The sequence below is a fragment of the Micromonospora sp. LOL_015 genome, assembly GCF_048060275.1.
Lineage (GTDB): Bacteria > Actinomycetota > Actinomycetes > Mycobacteriales > Micromonosporaceae > Micromonospora_E.
In genome coordinates, this window is record NZ_JBHMIO010000018.1 from 87948 (window position 1) to 109908 (window position 21961).

General features: G+C 72.1%; 20 protein-coding genes and 1 pseudogene. 13 read left to right on the top strand and 8 right to left on the bottom strand.

Going from position 1 to position 21961, the window contains the following annotated elements; translation table 11 throughout:
* Positions 1-430: 430 nt before the first annotated feature.
* From ACFHWU_RS16530 to ACFHWU_RS16555, 6 genes are read left to right on the top strand one after another with little or no spacing between them, the layout of a single operon-like run.
* On the top strand, positions 431-1609 hold the full coding sequence (locus tag ACFHWU_RS16530) for a hypothetical protein (RefSeq protein WP_416590959.1): 1179 nt from the start codon (positions 431-433) through the stop codon (positions 1607-1609).
* Complete coding sequence (locus ACFHWU_RS16535) at positions 1596-4244, top strand: nitrate- and nitrite sensing domain-containing protein (protein WP_416590961.1); 2649 nt, start codon at positions 1596-1598, stop codon at positions 4242-4244. Before ACFHWU_RS16530 ends, ACFHWU_RS16535 begins: the two co-directional genes overlap by 14 nt.
* The gene (locus ACFHWU_RS16540; RefSeq protein WP_416554726.1) at positions 4241-4723 is read left to right on the top strand and encodes a roadblock/LC7 domain-containing protein; all 483 of its coding nucleotides are present in this window, start codon (positions 4241-4243) and stop codon (positions 4721-4723) included. The genes ACFHWU_RS16535 and ACFHWU_RS16540 overlap by 4 nt, the downstream gene beginning before the upstream one ends.
* Complete coding sequence (locus ACFHWU_RS16545) at positions 4720-5232, top strand: DUF742 domain-containing protein (protein ID WP_416554728.1); 513 nt, start codon at positions 4720-4722, stop codon at positions 5230-5232. The genes ACFHWU_RS16540 and ACFHWU_RS16545 overlap by 4 nt, the downstream gene beginning before the upstream one ends.
* Positions 5210-5845 (top strand): GTP-binding protein, encoded by a 636-nt coding sequence (locus tag ACFHWU_RS16550; RefSeq protein WP_416554730.1) that lies wholly within the window; start codon positions 5210-5212, stop codon positions 5843-5845. Before ACFHWU_RS16545 ends, ACFHWU_RS16550 begins: the two co-directional genes overlap by 23 nt.
* Positions 5846-5866: 21 nt before the next feature.
* The gene (locus ACFHWU_RS16555) at positions 5867-6289 is read left to right on the top strand and encodes a hypothetical protein (RefSeq protein ID WP_416554732.1); all 423 of its coding nucleotides are present in this window, start codon (positions 5867-5869) and stop codon (positions 6287-6289) included.
* A gap of 46 nt (positions 6290-6335) precedes the next feature.
* On the opposite strand, the gene ACFHWU_RS16560 is transcribed toward ACFHWU_RS16555, so the two are convergent.
* Together ACFHWU_RS16560 and ACFHWU_RS16565 are read right to left on the bottom strand one after the other, a co-directional pair.
* A complete protein-coding gene (locus ACFHWU_RS16560; protein WP_416554734.1) occupies positions 6336-6728 on the bottom strand; it encodes a cupin domain-containing protein in 393 nt (130 codons plus the stop codon).
* Positions 6729-6803: 75 nt separating this feature from the next.
* Entirely contained in the window at positions 6804-7394 is a 591-nt protein-coding gene (locus ACFHWU_RS16565; protein WP_416554797.1) for a TMEM165/GDT1 family protein, read from the bottom strand.
* Positions 7395-7776: 382 nt separating this feature from the next.
* On the opposite strand from ACFHWU_RS16565, the gene ACFHWU_RS16570 reads away from it, so the two are divergent.
* Together ACFHWU_RS16570 and ACFHWU_RS16575 are read left to right on the top strand one after the other, a co-directional pair.
* Positions 7777-9855 carry an Hsp70 family protein gene (locus ACFHWU_RS16570; protein WP_416590962.1) on the top strand — a complete coding sequence of 693 codons (2079 nt, stop codon included), beginning with the start codon at positions 7777-7779 and terminating at the stop codon, positions 9853-9855.
* Positions 9839-11194: an Hsp70 family protein gene (locus ACFHWU_RS16575; RefSeq protein ID WP_416568327.1), complete on the top strand. Its 1356-nt coding sequence runs from the start codon at positions 9839-9841 to the stop codon at positions 11192-11194. Before ACFHWU_RS16570 ends, ACFHWU_RS16575 begins: the two co-directional genes overlap by 17 nt.
* A 9-nt stretch (positions 11195-11203) precedes the next feature.
* On the opposite strand, the gene erm is transcribed toward ACFHWU_RS16575, so the two are convergent.
* From erm to ACFHWU_RS16595, 4 genes are all read right to left on the bottom strand, one after another.
* The gene (gene erm, locus ACFHWU_RS16580; RefSeq protein ID WP_416590964.1) at positions 11204-12061 is read right to left on the bottom strand and encodes an ErmE/ErmH/ErmO/ErmR family 23S rRNA (adenine(2058)-N(6))-methyltransferase; all 858 of its coding nucleotides are present in this window, start codon (positions 12059-12061) and stop codon (positions 11204-11206) included.
* 207 nt (positions 12062-12268) lie between these two features.
* Complete coding sequence (locus ACFHWU_RS16585; protein ID WP_416554742.1) at positions 12269-12397, bottom strand: hypothetical protein; 129 nt, start codon at positions 12395-12397, stop codon at positions 12269-12271.
* A 28-nt stretch (positions 12398-12425) separates the two neighbouring features.
* Positions 12426-13346, bottom strand: a complete 921-nt coding sequence (locus ACFHWU_RS16590; RefSeq protein WP_416554744.1) for a Gfo/Idh/MocA family protein — start codon at positions 13344-13346, stop codon at positions 12426-12428.
* 28 nt (positions 13347-13374) lie between these two features.
* Positions 13375-14058: a hypothetical protein gene (locus ACFHWU_RS16595; RefSeq protein ID WP_416590965.1), complete on the bottom strand. Its 684-nt coding sequence runs from the start codon at positions 14056-14058 to the stop codon at positions 13375-13377.
* A gap of 200 nt (positions 14059-14258) precedes the next feature.
* On the opposite strand from ACFHWU_RS16595, the gene ACFHWU_RS16600 reads away from it, so the two are divergent.
* The 5 genes and pseudogenes from ACFHWU_RS16600 (at position 14259) to ACFHWU_RS16620 (ending at position 19348) form a co-directional block, all read left to right on the top strand.
* Positions 14259-14627, top strand: a complete 369-nt coding sequence (locus tag ACFHWU_RS16600) for a hypothetical protein (protein WP_278167410.1) — start codon at positions 14259-14261, stop codon at positions 14625-14627.
* Positions 14620-15084 carry a hypothetical protein gene (locus ACFHWU_RS16605; protein WP_416590966.1) on the top strand — a complete coding sequence of 155 codons (465 nt, stop codon included), beginning with the start codon at positions 14620-14622 and terminating at the stop codon, positions 15082-15084. Before ACFHWU_RS16600 ends, ACFHWU_RS16605 begins: the two co-directional genes overlap by 8 nt.
* A 245-nt stretch (positions 15085-15329) precedes the next feature.
* Positions 15330-16352: a LacI family DNA-binding transcriptional regulator gene (locus tag ACFHWU_RS16610; RefSeq protein WP_416590967.1), complete on the top strand. Its 1023-nt coding sequence runs from the start codon at positions 15330-15332 to the stop codon at positions 16350-16352.
* Positions 16353-16431: 79 nt separating this feature from the next.
* A complete protein-coding gene (locus tag ACFHWU_RS16615; RefSeq protein ID WP_416554750.1) occupies positions 16432-17100 on the top strand; it encodes a DedA family protein in 669 nt (222 codons plus the stop codon).
* A 424-nt stretch (positions 17101-17524) separates the two neighbouring features.
* Positions 17525-19348 (top strand): annotated as a pseudogene (locus ACFHWU_RS16620) (heavy metal translocating P-type ATPase).
* A 22-nt stretch (positions 19349-19370) separates the two neighbouring features.
* On the opposite strand, the gene ACFHWU_RS16625 reads toward ACFHWU_RS16620, so the two are convergent.
* Positions 19371-20774: a chitinase gene (locus ACFHWU_RS16625; RefSeq protein ID WP_416554752.1), complete on the bottom strand. Its 1404-nt coding sequence runs from the start codon at positions 20772-20774 to the stop codon at positions 19371-19373.
* A 114-nt stretch (positions 20775-20888) separates the two neighbouring features.
* Positions 20889-21386, bottom strand: coding sequence for a DinB family protein (locus ACFHWU_RS16630; RefSeq protein WP_416554754.1), 498 nt, complete (start codon positions 21384-21386; stop codon positions 20889-20891).
* Positions 21387-21961: the final 575 nt, after the last annotated feature.

Consider the following 21961-nt stretch of genomic DNA (forward strand, 5'->3'; position numbering starts at 1 on the left):
AGGTTGAGCCATGTCGGCCATCGCCGATCCGACAGTCTGCCCGATACCAATACCCATTCGGCCGACCACCCGCAGATACCGATAATTCTGCTATAAGCCCCAAATCAGACAGAAAACGGTTGCTGAACGACGAATTTTCACTGTTCGTAGCCGTCCTCGCACATTGCGGTGGAGTCGACCGTACGGTGCGCGACTGGCGGCCTCACGGAGGGTTCCGGCCCGCCGGCAGGGCATCTATCTTCCCTGCCGGCGGGCCGCACGAACGACGCGATCCTGCGCACTCGACGCTGTCCGCCGTAATTCGCTGCTACCGCCAGGGGGGTGGGCGATGCAACCTGCACACGAAGCCGTACGGCGACCCGCACAGGACGCCGTACGCCGCAAGCGATGGCTCGACGGAGCACTGCTCCGATCAGCCATCACCGTATTGATGCTCGTACCCGTCTGCGTGCTGTTCACGCAGCTGTGGCGCGGCACCTCGGCGGACATCGCCTTCGCCGAACGCGAACGCGAGGGCGTGGCGTATCTCAGCGCGCTGAACGAGTTGACCGTGGCCCTGGTCGACGCACAGTCAGCGGCCGTCGCCGGTCAGCCGGTCAACGACGAGGCGCTGCTTCGGGCTCTCGACGCGGTCACCGAGGTCGACCAGCGGATCGGTGCGTCACTACGGGCCCAGCAACGGTGGGCGACGCTGCGCTCCGCCGTGGAATCCCTGTCGGACCGGCAGTTCAGCCGGCCGGCCGAAGCCTTCGACTCGTACCGCCAGGCCACCGACCTGCTGCTGGCCCAGTACGACCGAATCCGGGAGAGCTCGAACCTGACGCGCGACCCGGAAGGCGACGCCTACCACCTACAGGACGGTGCGGCCGAGGAGTTGCCGGAGGCGATCGTCGCCACCGGACGCTTCGCGGATCTCGCCGTGCTGCTGCCGACCCGGCCGGCGCAGGACCAGCCACTGGCGTTGGTCGAGCTGATCAGCGCGGCCGGCGACGTGCTCTCTCCCGCCGGCGACCTGGCCGACAACGTCCAAGCCGCGGTGGAGAGCACCGACAGCCGGACGATGAGCAGCAACCTGCTCACCCAGGTCGACCGATTCCGGCGCAGCATGGACACCATTGCCGCCGCCGCCGCCGCGCTGAAACCCGCAGATGTCGTTTCGGAGGACGGGTCTGCGGCACCGGGCGGCGGGGCAGCGCTGCCCGACCTGGATCCGCTCATCGGGCTTCGCGGCGATGCCCAGGTTGCAGCGGCCGAACTCACCGGCACCATGCTGGCCGAGCTGGACAATCTGATCACCGACCGGATCAGCACCCTGCAACGCGGCCAGTGGGTCTCGGCCGGCGCCCTGGTGGTGGCCTTCGCCCTGGCCGTAGCCCCGATGGTCATCGCCTACCTCGGCCAGCCCGCGTCGACCGCCGGCCAGCCCGGCACCGGTGCGGCCGGCCACGCCGGGACCGGTCGCCCGCCGGGACCGGCCGAGCCCCGTCCGGACGCGGCGGACCAGCAGACCCGCTGGCCGGAACTCGACCCGACGGCGCACGGTGGCGCACCCGCCGGCACCGCCGACCCGGGCACCGGACGATGGGGGCCGACCGTTGCTGCTCGATAGGCTACGGATCCGGGGAAAGCTGGCCCTGCTGGTCATGATCCCGCTGATCGCGGTCGCTGCCCTGACAGTGCCGATCGTGATCGACCGCGCCGCGCTGGCCGGCCGAGCCGCCGACACGGTCCGTACCGTGCAGACCGGTGGCCAGATCGGCTCGCTCGCCCAGGACCTGCAGCAGGAACGTCTGCTGGCGATCGGCTACCTGCTGGACAGCGTGGATCGGTCCCGACTGGTGTTGCAGGAGGCAACCGTCACCGACCGGGTCGCCGACATCCGGGCGGAGCTGGGGGACCACCTCGGCACCGAACTGACCGCAGCGGTCAACACTGTCGACGACCTCGCCGAGGTCCGGTCCGCGGTACGCGACCGCACGGCAACCAGCGATCAGGTGATGGCCACGTACGGCGATCTCATCGAGCGGTTGATCGACGGGTTGAAGCTGGTCGACTCGGCCGACGTCGCCACCCCGGAGGGACGCCAGATCGTAGCGTTGGACGCCGCGCTGCGGCTGGATGCCGCGATCAGCGCCGGAGCGGCTCACATGCTGCTGGTGGTCGGATCCCGCGATCCGCAGTCCGCCACCCGGTACGCGATGAGTCTGGTCGCCGCGCAGGAGAACGCCGCTCGGTTCAGCCGATTCGCCACCGCCGACCAGGTGGCCCTCTACAGCCTGGTCGAGGAGGCGCTCGACCAGCGGCTCGGCAGCGGGTTCACCGCCACCTCCCAGGCCGGCGCGCAGGACGGCTTCCCAGTCGACCCGACCCAGGCGTTGGCCGGCCTGTCCGTAACCACGCTGTTCCCGGCCCTGGAGTCGCTGATCGCCCTCGGCCGGTTCGTCGAACGCAAGATCGTTATCGACGTCACGGTCGACGTGACCCGGCGGCAGGAACAGATCCTCTTCATCGCGTACGGCGTGGTGGCCGGTGCGCTGCTGGTCCTGCTGGCGGTCGTCGCGTTGAGTCTGTACGTGGCCCGGTCGGTCGCCCAGCCGCTGGCCAGGCTCACCTCCTCGGCCGACCGGGTCGCCCGGATCGCCGAGGCGGAGCTGGTCCGGGTGGCCGATGACGAGTCGGAACGCCCCGACCCGGTGCACCTCGACCCGGTCGAGGTTTCCGCCACCGACGAGATCGGCGACCTGGCCCGCGCCTTCGAACGGGTGCAGCAGACCGCCGCCCGGCTCGTCGAACGACAGGTGTCGAGCCGACGCAACGTGGCGCAGATGTTCGGCCACGTCGGACGGCGGACGCAGAACCTGGTGGGCCGCCAGTTGTCGATCATCGACCGGCTGGAGCGGGAGGAGACCGACCCGCGCCGGCTGCAGCACCTCTACCGGCTCGACCACGTCTCCAGCCGGCTGCGGCGCAACGCCGGCAGCCTGGTGGTGCTCTCCGGCGCGACCGGCGCCGAGGAGCACATGGCCCCACTGCCGATCTCCGACGTCATCCGACTCGCTCTCGGCGAGATCGAGGACTACACCCGGGTCGACGTACAGGCACCAGCCGGGTACGCCCTCCAGCCGTCGGTCATCGCCGACATGGTGCTGCTGCTGGCCGAGCTGATGGAGAACGGCACCGTCTTCTCGCCACCGCACACCCGGGTGACCGTGACCGCCGGGCCGCTCGATGACGGTCTGCGGGTCAGCGTCTCCGACCGTGGGCTCGGGCTGTCTCCGGCACGACTGGCCGAGGAGAACGCCCGGCTGACCCGACGAGAACGGCTCGACCTGGTACCGACCGAGGTCCTCGGCCTGTTCGTGGTCGGCCGACTCGCCCGCCGGCATGCGATGAACGTCGAACTGACCGCCACGCCGGGCGGTGGGATCACGGTCACGGTCGACCTGGGACCCAATCTGATCGTGCCGGCCACCGGCACCCCTGGACCGGCCATGGCCACCGGTTCCGCCAGCCGGTCGCCAGCGGTCGCGCCCACCGTCGCGCCGATACCCGGCACGGTCCCGGCCGATGCGGTGTTGATCGGCACCGCCCCGGACGGACCGTCCGGGGACAGTCCGTCCGGGGACAGTCCGGCGGCCGCGCCGCCGGCAACCGCCAGCGAGCCCCGACCGGAACGGACCGTCGCGCGGGCCAGCGTCCGCACCGGCACACCAAACGGCTCCGGCGCCGGCTTCGACTCGTCAGCGGTGCAGCGGGCCACCCGGTCGCTCGGCACCGGAACCCCGTGGAACGCGTTCGGCACGACGGCCGAAGCGGCCGGGGCACCGGACCAGCCGGCGGCGGCGCCCGCCGCCGAGCCGGTGGGACGTGGACCGCTGCGGCAGCGCGTTCCCGGCGCCCAGCATCCGGTCGGCGGCGGACCGGCGGCGCTCAGCGACGCACCGGCCGACCCGGTCGCCGCACGAGCGCTGCTGGAGGAATTCGAGGCCGGGGTACGGCGGGCACAGCAAGCGGTTGCGCAGGACCCGGCGGTCGCCAGGTCGGACCGCCTCACTCAGCGGGTGCCCGGGGCGAGCCTGCCCGACCCGCCCCCGGCCAGCGCAACCGCCGGCAACAGCCAGTCCTGGCCACCGGACCCGCAGCGGGCCAAGGAGTCCCTGGACGAGTTTGAGACGGGCGTTCAGCGCGCGCTCACCGAGATCACCACCACCTTTCAGCACGGCAGCAAAGGAACCGACGGATGAACAGTCCCTACACGCCGGACACCGCGGAACGCCCGACGACCCCGGCCGGCAACGGCAACGGCTCGCTGAGCGCCGAAGCGCAGACCTTCAACTGGTTGCTGGACTCGTTCACCTCCAGCACAGCCGGTGTCCGTGAGACCATCGCGGTCTCCTCTGACGGGCTGCTGATGGCCATGTCCGGAATTCAGGACCGGGCCAACGCCGAGCGGCTGGCGGCGGTGGTGTCCGGCATGACCAGCCTGGCCGGTGGCGCGGCGAACTGGTACTCACTCGGCACGCTGAACCGGGTGGTGGTCGACATGGCCGACGGCTACCTGCTGGTCAGCTCGATCAGTTCCGGATCGGTGCTGGGGGTGATCGCCGACCGCTCGGCCAGCCTTGGCACCGTCGCCTACGAGATGACCCTGTTCGCCGGGCGCGCCGGCGGCCCGCTCACTCCCCGGCTGATCGCCGAGTTGAAGAACTCCGTCCAGTCGTGACCCGACCGCCGTACGGGGCGGACGAGCCGGTCGATCCGCAGCCGCGGATCCGCCCCTACCTGCGTACCCCGCCGGCGGGTGACGCCCCGGCGGGTGGGGCTTCGCCCGGTGTCGGCAAGTCCGATGGCGGCGGGCCGGACCGGTCGGACGGCGACACCGCGCCAACGACGCTGCGGCCGTTCGTGCTGACCGCCGGTCGGGTCACCGGGGCGGACCCGGACATCAACCTGGAGACGCAGGTGACCGCCCGGGCACCGGACCTGTTCGGCCCCGGCCCCTCGGGAGCCGGCCTGGCCCCTGAGCTGCGGGCGATCATCGCGCTCGCCGCTGACCCGATCTCCGTCGCGGAACTGTCCGCCCGGCTGGGGCTGCACCTGGGGGTGACCCGGGTGCTCGTCGGTGACCTCCGCGCCTCCGCCCATCTCGACGTCCACGTACCCGACGTCGACGCCCCTGCCGATGCCGACACCATCCTGCGAGTGATCCGTGGACTACGTGCCATCTCCTGACCGTCCGACCGCCGGACCGCCCCCGACAGCCCGGCACCGGGCCGCACCCCGGACCGCGCCGATCCCGGTCAAGATCGTCGTGGCGGGTGGCTTCGGGGTCGGCAAGACCACCACCGTAGGGGCCATCTCCGAGATCGCCCCGCTGACCACCGAGGCGGAGATGACCACCGTCTCCGTCGGAGTCGATGACCCCGGCTCGGAGTCCGGCAAGACCACCACGACCGTCGCGATGGACTTCGGCTGTGTCACGATCGACCGAAGTCTGAAGCTGTACCTGTTCGGCACCCCGGGTCAGACCCGTTTCGGGTTCATGTGGGACGACCTGGCCCGGGGGGCGTTGGGCGCACTGGTCGTGGTGGACAGCTCACGCCTGGACGACTGCTATCCCGCCGTCGACTACTTCGAGCGGGCCGGGCTGCCGTTCGTGGTGGGAGTAAATACCTTCCACGGCCGCCTTGGTCATAGCATTGACGAGGTTAGGTGGGCGTTGGCGACCGGCCCGGCCGTTCCGGTCGTCGCGTACGACGCCCGCGACCGACTGTCGGTCCGGGACGCGCTGCTGGTGGTCCTGGACCGGGCGCTGGACCGAGCGGTACGGAGTCAGCCATCCTGAGGTGGTAGCAGAGGAGGACAGATGCGTGGTGACCTGGACGACGCGCTCGCCCGGCTCGCCCGACGCGACCAGTTGCAGAAGCGGGTCAGTCAGGGCAACGACCGGACGGCGTCGGCGGCGCACGAGATCGCCGCGGCGGTCCGGCAGGTGGTCGAGCGCCACCCTGGGTTGACCGCGACGGTCCACCTCACCGACGGCGGTCAGGCCGTGCAGCTCACCGTCGGCAACCGGGACGGCCGGGTGCAGGTGACGGTCGACGGCGGTACGCCTGCGGCGGGGCCGAACCCGCCGTCCGGCGACCCGGCGGCGCCCGGGGTGCCGACCGCCGGGCGCCCACCGGAATGGCCGCCGCGCGGACAGCCCGCCCAGGACGGTCCGGCGGCCCGCCTGGCAGAGCTGATCCGACGCGATCCGTCACTGCTCAACGGGGCGACGGAGGGCTGAACCGGCCGCGTCGCCGGATAGCCGAGGTGTACGGCGGAGGCCGCCGTCACGACGTGGGCGGCTCGTCCTGGCCGGACGCCTCCGCCGCGTCCGCCTCCTCCTTGGTGTGGTGCACCGCTCCGTCGGTGTGCTCCGGCGGACCGTAGACGGTGTAGAGCACCAGTGGGTTGGGGCCGGTGTTGACGAAGTTGTGCTTGGTGCCGGCCGGCACGGCGACCAGATCACCGGCGGCGACGGCCTGCCGCTCGCCGGCCACCAGCGCTTCGCCGACACCGCTGACGAAGGTGAGGATCTGGTCGATGTCCGCATGGACCTCCTCGCCGATCTCGCCGCCTGGCGGAACGGTCATGATCACAAGCTGGGAGTGCTCACCGGTCCAGAGCACCCGGCGGAAATCGGGGCTCTGCTCAGCGACGGTGGCGATCGTGAAGTGCTGCATACCGCTCAACGTACCCAGGACCGGCCGTCGGTACGCGTGTTGCTGTGCGCACGGCCGACATCGACGGGCGCCGGGTCAGCCGGCCAGTTCGACGACCGCCTCGACCAGCAGCCAGCAGCCGAACGCGAAAAACAGCGCTGCCGCCCCGTACGCGATCACCCGTTCGGGAAGCCGCCGGCCGAGCAGCCGGCCCACCACGATGGCCAGCGCGTCTGCCGCGACCATGCCGAGCGTGGAGCCGAGCCAGGTGCCGAACCAACCGTGCCGGGTGGCCAACGTGATCGTCGCCAGCATCGTCTTGTCCCCCAGCTCGGCCAGGAAGAAGGCGGTGAACACGGCGATCACCGCTGTCCTGGTGGTCCGCTGCGCCCGGCGGGACTCCTCGTCGGTGAGGGTGTCGCCGCGCAGTGTCCAGAAGCCGAACCCGATGAACGCCAGCGCGGCGGCCAGCGCGATCCAGCCGGTGGGCAGGGCCACGCCGAGGCCGTACCCGAGGGCGACCGACACCAGGTGCACGACGGCGGTGGCCGCGGTGATGCCGATCAGCACCGGCCAGGTCCTGAATCGGGTGGCGAAGGTCAACGCCATCAGCTGTGACTTGTCGCCCAGCTCGGCGATGAAGATCACGCCGAAGCTGATCGCGGTCGCGGCAAGGAAGCCGTCCATGGTGCCTCTCATCCGGTCGGGGCCGGATCGTGGCACGCGGACCTCGACCCGGCTACTGCAGCCTGGGTCGAAGGTCTCGCCCACCCGACGTACCGCCGGGTCGTCGCGGCCGGGTGCGCAGCACCAGTGTGTCGACCGCGATGTTGGGAGCTACTCCCCTTCGCAGTCGCCGAGTCTAGCGGTTCCAGCAGCGACGATCGCGGTTGGTGACCGAACACACGGGGGCGGGTCCACCAACGCGACCAGTTTCCGTTACGTTCACCCCTGTCCGTGGCGTACCGCGCGCATCGCCCCAGGGTGGACGTGACGGCGGCGCTAACGGACACTGTCCCGGAACTTTCAGGACGATCAATCGCCGAACTGCTGTGGTGAGGGCGGGAACATGACCGAGCCAATCCTGGTGGTTGATGTCGGCACCTCGGGCACCCGGGTGGCGCTGGTCGTCGCGGACCAGACGACCCTGGTCAAGGAACCGGCCAGCGGAGCGACCAGCTGGCCGTCGTCGGTGTGTCTGGCGGACGAGGGATTCCTGGTCGGCACTCCGTCCGAGGTACGTAAGCGGGCCATGCCGCGGCGGTACATCGACGGGCCACGCCGGGCCGTCGACGCCCAGGCGGCCATGCGGCTGGAACACCGGGAGGTCACCGGCGCCGAGGCGCTCACCGCGTACCTCACCGTGGTCGCCAATGAGGTTCGCCAACTGTACGGCGGCCAGATCGACCGGCTGACCCTGTCGGTGCCGGCGGACTACCTGCCCGGCGATCCCCGTCGGGACACGATGCTCGCCATCGGTGCGGCCGCCGGGTTCCGCGACGTCGAGCTGATCGACAGCGCGGTGGCGGCGGCGCTGGACCCGACGACCGGCGACAACCTGCCGGCCGGCGCGCTGGTGCTGGTCTGTGACCTCGGCGCGACCTGGACCGTCGCGCTGGTGCAGGTGTACGGCAGCCACACCGTCCAGCTCGCTCAGCAGACCAGCCCGGCCGGGCAGGAGCTCGACGCGCTGCTCATCAACGACCTGCGTACCGAGGGGCGGGCCTGGCTGGAGCCGATGCTCGCCGCACCCGGTGACGCCGGGCTGCGCGCCTACCACGAGGCGATCGACTTCGCCCGCCGGCTCAAGCACCAACTGGTCAACGCCGACGAGGTGGTCGATCACCTCACCCCGCTCACCCCGCCGTACCGGCTGACCCGGGCCTGGCTGGACGCGTTCGCCGAACCGGCGTTGCGCTGGCTGGTGGAGGGCGCCGCAGGTGTGCTGGGCGCGGTCGGCGCCGCACCGGCCGACCTGGCCGCGGTGGTCGTCGCCGGCGGCAACGCCTACCTGCCGGCGGTGCACACCACGTTGCGGGCCGGCCTCGGCATCATCGACGCCGGGTCGCCGGGGCCGCTGCGCTGCGGTTCGGACCCGGAGCTGGCGGTGCTGCGCGGCACGGCCCGGTTCGCGGCCGGCGCCAGCGGGCGCACCGTCACCGCCGAGCCTCAGCGGTGGCGCACCGAGCCAACCTCGTGGGAGATCCCGGGCGGTCGGGCCCGGCTGCTGCGCTGGTGCGTGCCGCCGGGCGAGCCCTACCCGGCCGGGGCGGTACTCGCCCACATCCGTACCCCCGACGAGCGGGTCTTCGAGCTCACCGCCGCCCAGCACGGCCGGCAGTTGGGCCAGCAGGCGTACCCGGGCGACCTGGTCGGCCCGGTCCTGGTGGTGGCCACCGCGAAGGACGCGGTGGCCCTGCAGCGCCAGCCGCCGCCCCGGCGGCGGCACCTGGAGTCCACCGGGAGCTGGCTGCTCACCCCGGACCGCGAGCATCTGGTGGAGTGCGACCCGGCGGCCCGGCTGGTCCGGCTCCGGGCGATCGCCGACGACACGGTCCGCGCCGAGTTCCGCCCGGAGCACACCGCCGGCGCACAGCCGACCGGCCGGGTGTTCGTCGACCCGGACGGCCGGCTGGCGGTGGTGGCCTGGGCCACGGACGGGTTCATCTCGGTGTGGGATATCGAGACCGGCAAGCTCAGCGCCCGGTTCCGCGATCCGGGCGAGCCGCACCGGGTGCTGATCGACGAGACCGGGTGGCGGGCAGCGGCCGAGGGCCGGGCGAAGGCGGTAGGCCGGTACCGGCGCACCGTGACGACCCTGTGGGACCTGCGTACCGGCAGCCAGATCGACCGGATCACCGACGACCGGTGGAAGCAGCGGATGCCGGAGTTCGCCGAGCACAGCCGGCGGGAAGGGTTCGGCACGGCTGTGGTCAGCGCCGACGGGCAACTGCGGGCCGCAGTCGCCGGCGCGCTCGACGGCATCGCCGCGGTGGTCCTGCAGGACACGTCGACCGGGCAGGAGCTGTTCCGGGTGCTGGGTGGCACCGGGCAGCGGGTCCGGGTCGGGTTCAGCGCCGACAGCCGGCACCTGCTGGCCAACTGGGAGTCCAACGAGCGGAGCCTGATCGATGTCTGGGATGTCTGACCAGCCCGTCCTGGTGGTCGACTTCGGCACCTCCTCCTCCGCCGCGATGGTGGTCACCGGTGAGACCGGTGAGCTGGTACCGGACCCGGTCACCGGCGCGCCGACCTGGCCGTCGGCGGTGCACTGGGACGGCCAGAGCATGATCGTCGGCGCGTTGGCGGAGCGGCGGAAGCGGTCCGAGCCGACCGCGTACGCCGCCGAGTTCAAACGCGGCATGGCCGCCGATGTGCCGATGACGCTCGGGGATCGCCGGTTCCGGCCGATCGAGCAGGTCGCGGCGGTGCTGACCGCGCTGCGGGCGGAGGCCGAGCGGCGAAACGGCGCCCCGGTGCACCGGACGGTGGTGACGGTTCCGGCGTCGTACGGCCCGGACGACCCGCGCCGCGCGCAGATGATCGCCGCAGCCGAAGCGGCCGGTCTCGGCCCGGTCGAGCTGCTGCCGGAGCCGGTCGCGGCCGCGTTCGCCCCGGTCGCCGGCCCACCGCCGGTCCCCGGCGAGCTGGTGCTGGTCTACGACCTGGGCGGAGGCACCTTCGACACGGCACTGGTGCGCATCGACGAACGCTGGCACGAGGTGCTCGGACACGCGGCGATCGACGACTGCGGCGGCCGGGACATCGACGCGCTGCTGGCCGGACGGATCCACGCCGACGGCCAGCAGTGGCTGGCGCCGCTGCTGGCCAGTGCCGCAGCCAGCCAGTCCGCCCCGGCCACGTTGCGGCTCGGCATGGCGGTCACCGACTTCGCGAACCGGATCAAGCACCAGCTCAGTGACACCCCGGCGGTGGAGGACTTCCTGCTGCCGGACACCCCGGCGTACCGGCTGACCCGAGCGGACCTGGCGCAGCTGGTGGCCCCGCTGCTGGCCCGCACGATCGCCTGCTGCCGGCAGATGCTGGCCGCCGTCGGGGTGCCACCGGCAAGCATCGGATCGGTGCTGCTGGTCGGCGGCGGGGCCCGGATGCCTGCCGTGGCGCAGGCGGTACACGACGCCTTCCAGCGCCCGCTGCGTCAGGTGGAGGAGCCGGAGCTGGCGACCGTGCACGGTGCCGCCCGGTGGCTGCCGCGCAGTGGCCCACGGACCATCCGCGCGTCGACGGAGACCACCGCAATGGTTCCGCTGTCGTTCGGCATCCCGGGCGGGTCCGCGCGGCTGCATCGCTGGCTGGTGGTGCCGGGCCAGCCGTATCCGGCGGGAACCCCGCTGGCCCGGGTCCGGCTGCCCGGCGGCGCGCTGTGGGATCTGGTGGCCGCGACGCCGGGCACACTCGACCGGCTGCTGGTGCCGCCCAGCGCCGAGGTCACCAGCCACCAGTGGCTGGCGCTGGCCACCGGCTGAGGCGACGGGTCAGCGGGCGGTGATCAGCCGGAACAGGGTGAGCCACTGCTCCGGCCAAATCTCGCCGGCCAGGGCGTCGACCGGGATCCGGGTGGCCCGCAACGCCGCGTCGACGCGGCGGACGGGAAAGCCACGCCGCAGCGACGCCGCCACCGAACCGCCGACACCGCTGAACCCGAGCTCGACCAGCCGTTGGTACGCCGGTGTCGCGGCGGGCGGCACCAACGGCACCGGGCGGCGAGTCAGCCGCAGGATGCCGGCGTCCACCCCGGGTACCGGCCGGAACGCGGTGCGCGGCAGCTGGCCGGCCAGCCGCCAGTCGAACTCCGGCCAGGTGCGGACGGTGAGCAGACTCCATCGACCGTAGTCGCCGGTGCGCTTGCGGGCGTACTTCAATTGGGTCACCAGGGTGGCAGCGCGCAGCCGGGACGCGTGCAGGCACCACCGCACGATCGGCGCGGTGGCGGCGTACGGGATGTTGCCGACCACCGCGAACGGCTCGGCCGGCGGCCCGGCGGCCAGGAAGTCGCCGGGTGCCAGCGTCACGTTCGGCAGATCGGCACACCGGCGGGCCAGGCGCGCGGTGAGGTCCGGATCGACCTCGTACGCCAGGAGCCGGCCGTCGACCCGGGCGAGCACCCGGGTCAGCTGCCCGGTGCCGGCACCGACCTCGATGGTCAGCTCACCGGGCGTGGGCCGTACGGCCCGGACCACCCGGTCGATGGCCGCCCGGTCGTGCAGAAAGGTCTGGGAGAAGGCCCGACGGGTACGGTCGGCGCCGGTGGCGGCACCGACCCGGGTCGGGTCGAGGTTTCGCGTCGGATCGGATCTGCGTGTCGGATCAGATTTGCGGTGGGGGCGAGGCACGGCCAGGTCCAGTCTGCCGGCCGGCAGGGGCCGGCTCGGCGGTTCACGGACCGGCCGCCGGTCCGGCGGCCGGTCCAGAAAGGGCAGGACTCGGACCGCCCTGGCCGGGGCGGGGTGCTTCGCGCGCGACTGGTACCCGTCGGCGGGCCGACGGGTGGATCGGAATCAGCAGCACTGGTGACCGGCGGAGTGCCGGTCAACTGCCGGTCAACTGCCGGGCGCGAACTGACCGCAGGCCAGGACGGGACGCCGGGCACGCGGGCGGGCAGTCAGCAACGGGCACCACCCGGCCGGCGTACCGCCGGTCAGGATCAGCGCCTGGAAGGTGGTCGACACGCCTGGCAGATTAACCGGCGGGCATCGCTCAGGCGACCGGTTTTTCAGCCGGGACGTTGACGGTGCGCTGCTCGGTCCGGGCGGTGTCGGCGGCGGCCAGGACGGCCACCACCTGCCGGCCGAACCGGACGTCGCACGGGTGTCCGGCCCGGCCGGCGGTGACCTGCCCGAGCAGCGCGTCGACGGCCGTGTGGAACGCCTGCCCGGTGGTCGCGTCCCGGTGCGGCACCGGCACGATTCCGGGCTCACCGAAGAACGTGACGTCGAAGGTCTTCGCCGCCACCGGGCCGTCCAAGTTGAGCGACAGCGTGCTGGTGGCCCCGCCGGTGTGTTGCAGCAGCAGGTGCACCCCGCCGGCCGGGCCGGGCATCGCGGCGACCCGGGCGACCGGGCCGAGCACCGGCAGCACCACCGACAGCACGTGCGGGCCGATGTCCCACAGCCCGCCGTAGGTGCGCCGCCAGGGCGAGGCACCATACGGGTTGCCGGGCTCGGAGATCGCCGCGAACAGCGCTCCCCGGGCACCGTGCCAGGCACCGTTGGCCGGCCGGGCAATGAAGTCGATCATGGCCGGGTTGAACCGGCTGGTGAAGAAGACCACCGAGGCGACGGCCCGCCGGTCGACCGCCGCGACGATCCGGTCGGCGTCCGGCAGGGTCAGCGCCAGCGGCTTGTCCAGCAGCAGGTGCCGGCCGGCGTCGGCGGCGCGGACCGCGATCCCTGCCTGCACGTCGGGCGGCAGGGCGACGGCGACCGCGTCGACGTCGGCGAGCAGCGCGTCCACGTCCTGGTACGGCGCGACGCCATACCGCTGCGCCAGCGCCGTAACCTTCGCCCGGTCCCGTCCCCAGACCCCGACCAGCTCCGCGCCGGGGTGCGTGGCGAGCCCGGCCGCGTGGGTCTCGGCCGCCCAGTGCCCGGTGCCGAACAGACCGAACCGCAATGCCATCGCCGCGTCTCCCTTCGTCGACCGGAGTTCAGTGTGACCGCTCGGCCCGGTCCGCGACGTAGCGGGCCTCCTCTGCGTCGGCTGCGGCGGCCGCCGCCTCCTCGGCCAGCCCGGCAGCACTCAGCTCGGCGATATAGGCCGCTTCCATGGCCCGACGCGCGGCGGCGGCGACCACGTCGTACTCCCGGCGGGCCGCCTGGTCGCGGACGCGGTGCCGGTCGACGGCCCGGTCGGCTCGGCCGGCCGCCGTCGGATCCGGCGACGCGCCACCGGCCCGCCGCCACACCGTACGCAGTTGCTGCACCGAGATGTCGCCCCGGCGGTACGCGGTGAGCGCGGCCCGGCTGACATCGCGCCCGTGCTCGGCGGGCAGCGGCGCACCGGTGACGACGGCCGCCGGCCGGTCCTCCTGGTCGGCGAGCATCGCCTGCTGATAGGCCCGGCCGGCGGTCTCCTGGCGCTGCCAGGCGTCGTCGCGGGCCAGCTCGGCGGCGGCCGCCCGGTCGCGCAGCTGGTCGGCGGCGGTCCGGGCGGTGGCGGCCGCGACGGCGATGGCCTGCGCCTCGGCGGCGAGTTCGTCGGCTTCGGCCCGCAGCGCCCGCCGGTCGGCCGGGTGCTCCGCCGTACGGGCGGCCAACGCGGCCAGCGCGAGCAGGGCGAGCAGGACGAGACAGCTGGCGATCAGAAGGCCCCAGATGCCGACGCCAACCACCACACCCTCCCCAGGGTGGATCGGACCGTCCCGGACTGACTATAAACTCCGGCTGATACCGACAGCCACCGTCCGAACACTGCGGATCGGAGCGCCGGTTACCGGTCCTCGGCGACCTGCGGGGGCGCACCTCGGCGGGTCGGGTAGCTGGTGAGTATGGTGTTCGGCGTGACTGTGGCAGCTGAGCCGGTGGTGCGGCGGTGAACGGGCCGATCGCCGCCGTGGTCATCGTCGGCGCGCTGGCCGTCGCCGGCTGGGCGCTGCTCTGCGCGGCGTTGGACCGGCCGCCGGGTCTGATCCAGTACGGCGGGCTGGCGGTGGTCGAGGTCGCCCTGCTCGCACTGACCGTGGCCGCCGTGGTGGCGCTGGTCGGTGGGGAGCGTCCCGGTGAACCACCGGTCTTCGCCGGTTACCTGATCACCACGCTCAGCCTGCCGCCGATGGCGGGGGTGCTGGGTCGGATGGAGCCGACCCGGTGGGGCTCGTTGACCGTCGGCGTCTTCGCCCTGGTGATTCCGGTGCTGGTGGTCCGGCTGCAGCAGACCTGGACGGCGGTCGGCGGTGGCTGACCCGACGTCGACGGACGGCCGGACGGCGCGCACCGGCCGGACGGCGCGGACCCGCAGCGGGCCGGGACGGGTGCTGATCGGCGTCTACATCCTCTTCGCGATCGCCGCCTCGTCCCGGGCCGGCGTGCAGATCGCCACCCGGTTCGGCGAGGCGCCGGTGGCGTATCTGCTCTCCGCCTTCGCCGCAGTGGTGTACCTGGTGGCGGCCGCCGGGCTGATCATCGATGGCCCGGTCGGCCGGCGGATCGCGTACGGCTGCTGCACGGTGGAGCTGGTCGGCGTACTCGGCATCGGCGCGGCGAGTCTCGCGGTGCCGGCGGCGTTTCCGGACGAGACGGTCTGGTCGGGCTTTGGCAGCGGCTACGGCTACATCCCGCTGGTGCTGCCGGTCGTCGGGCTTCTCTGGCTGCGCCGCAGCCGAGCCTCGGCCGATCCGGGCGCCGGCGCAACGGCGTAGTTCGTACGCCGCGCTCGGGCTGGTGCGGGCACCGGTCAGCGGATGTCCGCTGTGGAATCTTCACTGGTGTCGGTATCCCGACAGTGGACGGTCACGGCGTCGCAGCTCAGCGCCGGACTGCATGCGCTACGCCATGGGTGTCCGATCTGCTGGGCCATCGCGCTCCGTACCCGGTCTGTAATTATCGTCCCGGGTTCCGTGACCGGCACCCTCGGGCCGGGAGCAAGTGAAGAGGGCGATGAACAATGGCGACCATCTACGACGTTGCGCGGAAAGCGGAGGTCTCCCCGGCTACCGTCTCCCGGGTCGTCAACGGCCACACCAACGTGGATCCCGCGCTGGCGGACCGGGTCCGGCGGGCGATGCGCGAGCTGGACTACCGGCCCAACGCGGTGGCCCGTAATCTGCGCCGCAGCCGGACCACGTTGTGGGCGGTGGTGATCAGCGACATCGGCAACCCGTTCTTCACCGCCCTGGTCCGCGGCGTCGAGGACCTCGCCCAGCAGGCCGGCTACTCGGTCGTGCTGTGCAACACCGACGAGGATCCGGCCAAGGAAAGCCGCTACCTGAACGCCGTCCTCGCCGAACAGGTCGCCGGGGTAATCATCGCCCCGTCCGGGCCGGCCGCCGATCTGGGGCAGCTCACCGCCGCCCGGGTGCCGGTGGTGGTGGTCGACCGGCAGCTGCACGGCAGCCGGATCGACACCGTACTGGTGGACAACGAGCACGGCGCCCGGCTGGCCACCGCGCACCTGCTCGACTCGGGCTACCGGCGGATCGCCTGCATCACCGGGCGACGTGGCGTCTGGACCGCCTGCCGACGGCTGGGTGGCTACCAGCGGGCACTGGCCGATGCCGGGCAGCCGTACCAGGAGGAGCTGGTCCGCCATGCCGATTTCCGCTCCGACGGAGGCTACCGGGCGATGACGGAGCTGCTGCGGCTACGACCGCGACCGGACGCGCTGTTCGCGGCGAACAACCTGATGACCGTTGGTGCGGTGGAGTACCTGGTCGACCAGGGCATCGCGGTGCCGGCGGAGATGGGTGTGGTCGGCTTCGACGACCTGCCGTGGGCACATCTGGTTCGGCCCGCGTTGACCACCGTGACCCAGCCGACGTACCAGTTGGGCGAGACCGCCGCCCAGCTGCTCATCGAGCGGATCGCCGACCCCGACCGGGCCGCGACCACCGTCACCCTGCCCACCAAGCTGCAGGTCCGGGAGAGCTCGGTACGTCGCCGGCCGTCAGCGGTCGTTGACCCAACGTGAGGCGTAGCCGGTCGTTGAGCAGGTGTAGCGCCGTCGGCCGCCGGGTATCCGATGGACTTACCTCGACGCAGGGAGCGCCATGGCCGTCACCGTCGACACCCCACCGGACCAGATCGGCGGGCTGACCGGCTGGGTGGCCGATGTCATCGCCCGGCTGGGCGAGCTCGGGGTCGGCCTGCTGGTGGCGCTGGAGAGCGTCGTCCCGCCGATCCCCAGCGAGGTGGTGCTGGCGATGGCCGGCTACCTGGCAAGCCAGGACCGGGCGAATCTGGTCGGGGTCTGGGTCGGGGCGACGATCGGCTCGCTGGCCGGCGCGTTGCTGCTCTACTGGCTGGGTGCGGCGATCGGCGAGGCACGGCTGCGACGCTGGTTGGACAGGGTGCCGCTGGTCGATCTGGAAGACCTGGACAAGGCCGACCGGTGGTTCGACCGGTACGGGCGGTGGGCGGTGCTGTTCGGCCGGATGGTGCCGGTCGTGCGGAGCCTGGTCTCGGTGCCGGCCGGCGCCGACCGGATGCCGTTGACCCGGTTCAGCGCCTTCACCACGCTGGGCAGCGGGGTGTGGAACGCCCTGTTCGTCGGTGCCGGGTTCGCGCTCGGTTCACAGTGGCAGCAGGTCGAGCGGTACAGCCGCTGGTTCGACGTGGCGGTCCTCGTACTGCTCGGCGGGCTGGTCGTCTACTGGGTGGTCGGCCAGGTCCGGCGTCGCCGCCGTCGGGCTGCCGCTGGCCGCCGACCGTCGCCCTGATGCCAGGGACGGTTCGGCCGACGAGCCGTCGCCGGTGCCGATAAGCCCCCGGCCAGTTTGACTCAGAGCGACACCGTCGGGACGAGGTAGACGTCCAGGAGATACCTTGGGTTCCCCGGAGCTACGCGGGGGACGTGTCTGCGTCGGATGACCACGGGCATCGAGGGAACCTACCTGGTTGTCTCCGGGCCGGTTTGACGACAATGAGGGCTCCCTCGGCTGGGTGGATCAACGTACATCGTCGCGGCGTCCGTGTCGGCCGACGCGTAACCACCGCCGGGCCTCCCGTCCAACCCACTGTGGCACAGGCCGACCACGAGGTTCATGAAACCCCATTACTGGTGATAATACCCCTGGGGGGTATCGTGGTGACGTGGAAACGGACGGCACCCGACACGACGAGCACACCGGCCACGACCCGGAGATGTTCCGCCGCAGGTTCTGGCTGAGTCTCGCGCTGACCGTACCGGCCGTGGTCACCAGTCACATGGTGATGGACTGGTTCGGCTACTCGCTGGATGTTCCCGGTATGTCCCTGGTCGGCCCGGTGCTCGGCTCGGTGGTGTTCTGCTACGGCGGCTGGCCGTTCCTGGTCGGCGGGGTACGCGAGGTCCGCGACCGCGCACCCGGCATGATGCTGCTGATCTCGATGGCTATCACCGTCGCCTACCTGGCCTCGCTGGCCACCAGCTTCGGTGCCTTCGACCTGGACTTCTGGTGAGAGCTGGCGGCGCTGGTGACGATCATGCTGCTCGGCCACTGGCAGGAGATGAGGGCGATCGGCCAGGCACAGGGGGCGCTGTCCGCGCTGGCCGCGCTGCTGCCCGACAACGCGGAACGGGTCGCCGACGACGGGCAGGTCCAGCAGGTCACGGCGGCCGACCTGCGGGCCGGGGATCTGGTGCTGGTGCGCTCCGGTGCCCGGGTGCCCGCCGACGGGCGGATCACCGACGGCGAGGCGGAGATGGACGAGTCGATGATCACCGGAGAGTCCCGGCCGGTGCACCGACGCGTCGGTGCACCGGTGGTTGCCGGCACCGTCGCGACCGACTCGGCTGTCCGGGTACGGGTCGAGGCCGTCGGCGAGGACACCGCCCTGGCCGGCATTCAGCGCCTCGTCGCACAGGCCCAGGCATCGAGCGGCCGGGCCCAGATGCTCGCCGACCGGTTCGCCGCCCTGCTGTTCTACGCCGCGATGGCCGCCGCCGTGCTGACCTTCGGCGCCTGGTGGGCGTTTGGCAGCCTCAACGACTCCGTGGTACGGACGGTCACCGTACTGGTGATCGCCTGCCCGCACGCCCTGGGCCTGGCGATCCCCCTGGTGATCGCGTTGTCGACGGCCGTGGCGGCCAAGGCCGGAATCCTGGTCAAGAACCGGCTGGCCCTGGAACGGATGCGGACCGTCGACGCGGTGCTGTTCGACAAGACCGGCACCCTGACCCGGGGCGCGCACACCGTGACCGGGGTCGCGGCGGCCCCCGGGCGCACCGAGCACGACGTACTGCGGCTGGCCGCGGCGGTGGAGGCCGACAGCGAGCACCTACTGGCCCGGGCCATCGTGGCCGCCGCCACCGGACGCGGTCCGACGAGCGCCGCAACCGACTTCCGGTCGTTGACCGGCCGGGGCGGGCAGGCAAACGTGAACGGCACCCACTATGCCGTCGGCGGCCCGGCGCTGCTGGGCGAACTCGACGCCGCAGTCCCGCCGGAGCTGACCACCACGACCGTGGGCTGGTCGCAGCGTGGTGCCGCCGTGCTGCATCTGCTGCGGCTCGACGGCGGCCGAGCCGAGGTGCTCGGTGCGATCGGGCTGGCCGACGAGGTCCGGCCCGAGGCCCGGAGGTCGCCGAGGCGGTCGCCGCCGATCTCGGCTTCCGGCCCTGCGTGGACGAGGTCTTCGCCGAGGTGCTGCCCGCTGACAAGGACAAGACGGTGGCGGACCTGCAGGCCCGGGGGCTGACCGTGGCGATGGTCGGCGACGGCGTCAATGACGCACCGGCGCTGGCCCGAGCCGACGTCGGCATCGCGATTGGGGCCGGCACCGACGTCGCGATCGAGTCCGCCGGGGTCGTTCTCGCCTCGTCCGACCCGCGCGGGGTCACCGGGGTGGTCCGCCGGCGTGCTGGCCTGGGCCGGGCTGACGTCGAGCCCGGCGGTCGGGGCGATCCTGATGTCCGCGTCCACCATCGTGGTCGCGCTCAACGCGCAACTGCTCCGCCGGGTGCGGCTCGCCCCGGACGAGCGGTAGCGGCGGGTGGCCGGGCCGCCGGTCAGGGCAGCGTCGCCAGGTGCGGCTTGACGGTACGGGCGAACCCGTTGCCGTTGGTCACGTCCCAGTTGATCGACCAGGTCATCGCACCCCGGATGCCGGGGTAGGTGCGCGGCGGCCGGAAACTGCCGCAGCTGGTGCCCCGGGCCAGGCAGTCGAGTGCCTGGTTGACCATCGTCGGGGCGACGATGCCGCCGCCGGCCGCTCCCGGACCGGCGGGCAGGCCGAGGGCCACCTGGTCGGGCCGCAGGCCCGATTCCAGTTGCAGACAGGCCAGCGCGGTCATGAAGTTGACCGTGCCCTGGCTGTAGGCAAACGCCTGGTCGCAGCCGAGCATCGACCCGGAGTTGTAGAACTGGGTGTGCACCACGGTCAGGATGTCGCGGATGTCCAGCGCCAGTTTGAAGTACGACACCGATGCTGACTGCATGTCGATGGTCTGCGGTGCCATCGTGATGATCAGCCCCGGCCCGGTCCGGCTGCGCAGCGCGCGCATCGCCTCCGCCATGTAGGTCGGGTTGAGCCCGTTCTCCAGGTCGATGTCGACGCCGTCGAAGCCGTAGTCCTGGATCAGCCGGTACAGGCTGTCGGCGAGCGCAGCGGCGGACGCGGGGTCGTTGACCGCGACCCGGCCGGTCTCCCCGCCGATCGAGATGATCACCTTCTTGCCGCGCTGGTGCAGGGTGGCGAGGTCGGCCTTGAACTGTGCGTCGGTGTAGCCGCCGAGTGCGGCGGACAGACCCGGGTCGATACCGAAGCTGACCGCGCCGGGGGTGCTGGTGGCCTCGGCGAAGGCGACCGCGATCAGGTCGTACTCGGCCGGCACGTCGCGTAGCCGCAGCTCGACGGCCGGGTTGTCGAAGTTGTGCCAGTACCCGGTGAGGAAGTGCTCCGGCAGCCCGTCGTCGGTTGGCGGCGCCGTGCTGGGGGGTGAGGTCGTCGGGGGCGCGGTGGTGGGTGGCGCGGTGGTCGGTGGCGCGGAGGTGGGTGGGGCCGTGGTTGGCGGCTGCTGGCCGCCGCAGGACGCACCGTTGAGGGTGCAGTTGGTCGGGCTGCCCGGCCCGCTGCCGAGGAATCCGAACGAGACCGACGCGCCTGGCGCGAGTTGGCCGTTCCAGCTGCGGTTGGTGAAGGTGAACCGCTGCCCGGAGACGCTGAGCAGGGCGTCCCAGTAGGTGCCGACCGTGGTGCCGGCCGGCAGGTCGAAGGCGACGGTCCAGGCGGTGATGGCGGTGGCGCCGCCGTTGGCGACGGTGACCTTGCCTTCCCAGCCGCTGCCCCAGTCGGAGGTTCTCTCGAAGGTCGCGGTGGGGCCGGCGGCCAGGGCCGGGCCGGCCGCCCAGATCACCCCTGCGGCGGCGAGGACCGCGGCCAGCACCGGGGCGGCTATCCGTACGGGTTTCATCGACATCCCTCCCTCGAAGCACCAGTGCGGCAATTATTAAGACTCTTAACAGTTTTGTAAACACCTCGGCCGAGGTCGAAGGCGGTGAGCGGCGGCAGCGAAGGCGGCGGCGTACTACTCGTCGGCAAGCTGCTCGCGGAGGATGTCCGCGTGCCCACAGTGCTGGGCGAGCTCGCGCAGCACGTGCAGGTACACCCAGCGCAGCGGAAGCGGACCTCTCCGGTTGCCGTGCAGGATGTCGTCCAACTCCAGGGACGACGTCGCCCGGCGGGACGCTTCGCAGGCTTCGCGGTGTGCGCGTTGGACACTGGCGATCGTGTCGTCGGTAGCGAGGATGAACGACTCGTCCGCCGTAGCGGGCAGCCCGAGCTCCGTACGCGGCCGGCACGTCACGGCCTCGTCGAACCAGACCTTCTCGACGAAGGTCGTGTGCTTCACCAGACCCAGCAACGTGGTCCGGGAGGCGACCAACGATCGGCGGGCCTGCTCCTCGGTCAGCCCGTCCAGACAGCGGTTGAGTGCGCTGCGGTGCTCGTCGAGGAACGCCTCGAACTGAGCGCGCAGCGGTTGGGTGACGACCTGGTCGGCGAATGTCGGCGGGTAGGAAGGCATGCCCGAAGCATCCCAGCCGACCGGGAGTACGGGCGCGAGGCCGGCCCCGTGGCAGCGGGCGCCGAGACGGCGCGGATGACCTCGGCGGCATCCGTGCCCTGGGGCAGTTCCGCCCGCCGTACGGCCTGCTCCACGCAGGTGCCCCACTCGGCGATGCGGACGGCGACCGTGCCCCAGCGGCGGTAGACCGTCCTTGCCCACCTCGGCGCGGCGCGCCACGTCGGCGAGGTCCAGACGGTCGAAGCCGTGCTCGACGAGCGCGCCACCCACGGTCCCCCGGTCGACGACGAGTACCTGTTCCGCGTCGTGGACGTCCTCGAGGAACTGTCCCGCGAGACCGGCCGGGCGGTGCCTGCAGATCGCGGTCAACTGGCTGCTGCGACGACCCACCGTGGCCACCGTCATCATCGGCGCCCGCAACGAGGAGCAACTTCCCCTATGAGCGGCAGGAAGGCCTCGCCAGGCTGAACCCCTCGCCGTTCGCGCGCACCGCGGGCGAGGGGAGCCCGGCTCGCCCGTTACCTTTTTGATCGTCCCCAGCCGGGGACGGCTCGGTCGCCCGGCTCGGTATGACT

Bases quoted from the DNA above. Each gene is read 5' to 3' on its own strand.
- ACFHWU_RS16615 (WP_416554750.1), top strand. From the start codon at position 16,432: ATGGCCGTCACCGTCGACACCCCACCGGACCAGATCGGCGGGCTGACC.
- ACFHWU_RS16530 (WP_416590959.1), top strand. From the start codon at position 431: ATGCTCGTACCCGTCTGCGTGCTGTTCACGCAGCTGTGGCGCGGCACC.
- ACFHWU_RS16610 (WP_416590967.1), top strand. From the start codon at position 15,330: ATGGCGACCATCTACGACGTTGCGCGGAAAGCGGAGGTCTCCCCGGCT.
- ACFHWU_RS16575 (WP_416568327.1), top strand. From the start codon at position 9,839: ATGTCTGGGATGTCTGACCAGCCCGTCCTGGTGGTCGACTTCGGCACC.
- ACFHWU_RS16570 (WP_416590962.1), top strand. From the start codon at position 7,777: ATGACCGAGCCAATCCTGGTGGTTGATGTCGGCACCTCGGGCACCCGG.
- ACFHWU_RS16555 (WP_416554732.1), top strand. From the start codon at position 5,867: ATGCGTGGTGACCTGGACGACGCGCTCGCCCGGCTCGCCCGACGCGAC.
- ACFHWU_RS16540 (WP_416554726.1), top strand. From the start codon at position 4,241: ATGAACAGTCCCTACACGCCGGACACCGCGGAACGCCCGACGACCCCG.
- ACFHWU_RS16590 (WP_416554744.1), bottom strand. From the start codon at position 13,346: ATGGCATTGCGGTTCGGTCTGTTCGGCACCGGGCACTGGGCGGCCGAG.
- ACFHWU_RS16630 (WP_416554754.1), bottom strand. From the start codon at position 21,386: ATGCCTTCCTACCCGCCGACATTCGCCGACCAGGTCGTCACCCAACCG.
- ACFHWU_RS16560 (WP_416554734.1), bottom strand. From the start codon at position 6,728: ATGCAGCACTTCACGATCGCCACCGTCGCTGAGCAGAGCCCCGATTTC.
- ACFHWU_RS16565 (WP_416554797.1), bottom strand. From the start codon at position 7,394: ATGGACGGCTTCCTTGCCGCGACCGCGATCAGCTTCGGCGTGATCTTC.
- ACFHWU_RS16625 (WP_416554752.1), bottom strand. From the start codon at position 20,774: ATGAAACCCGTACGGATAGCCGCCCCGGTGCTGGCCGCGGTCCTCGCC.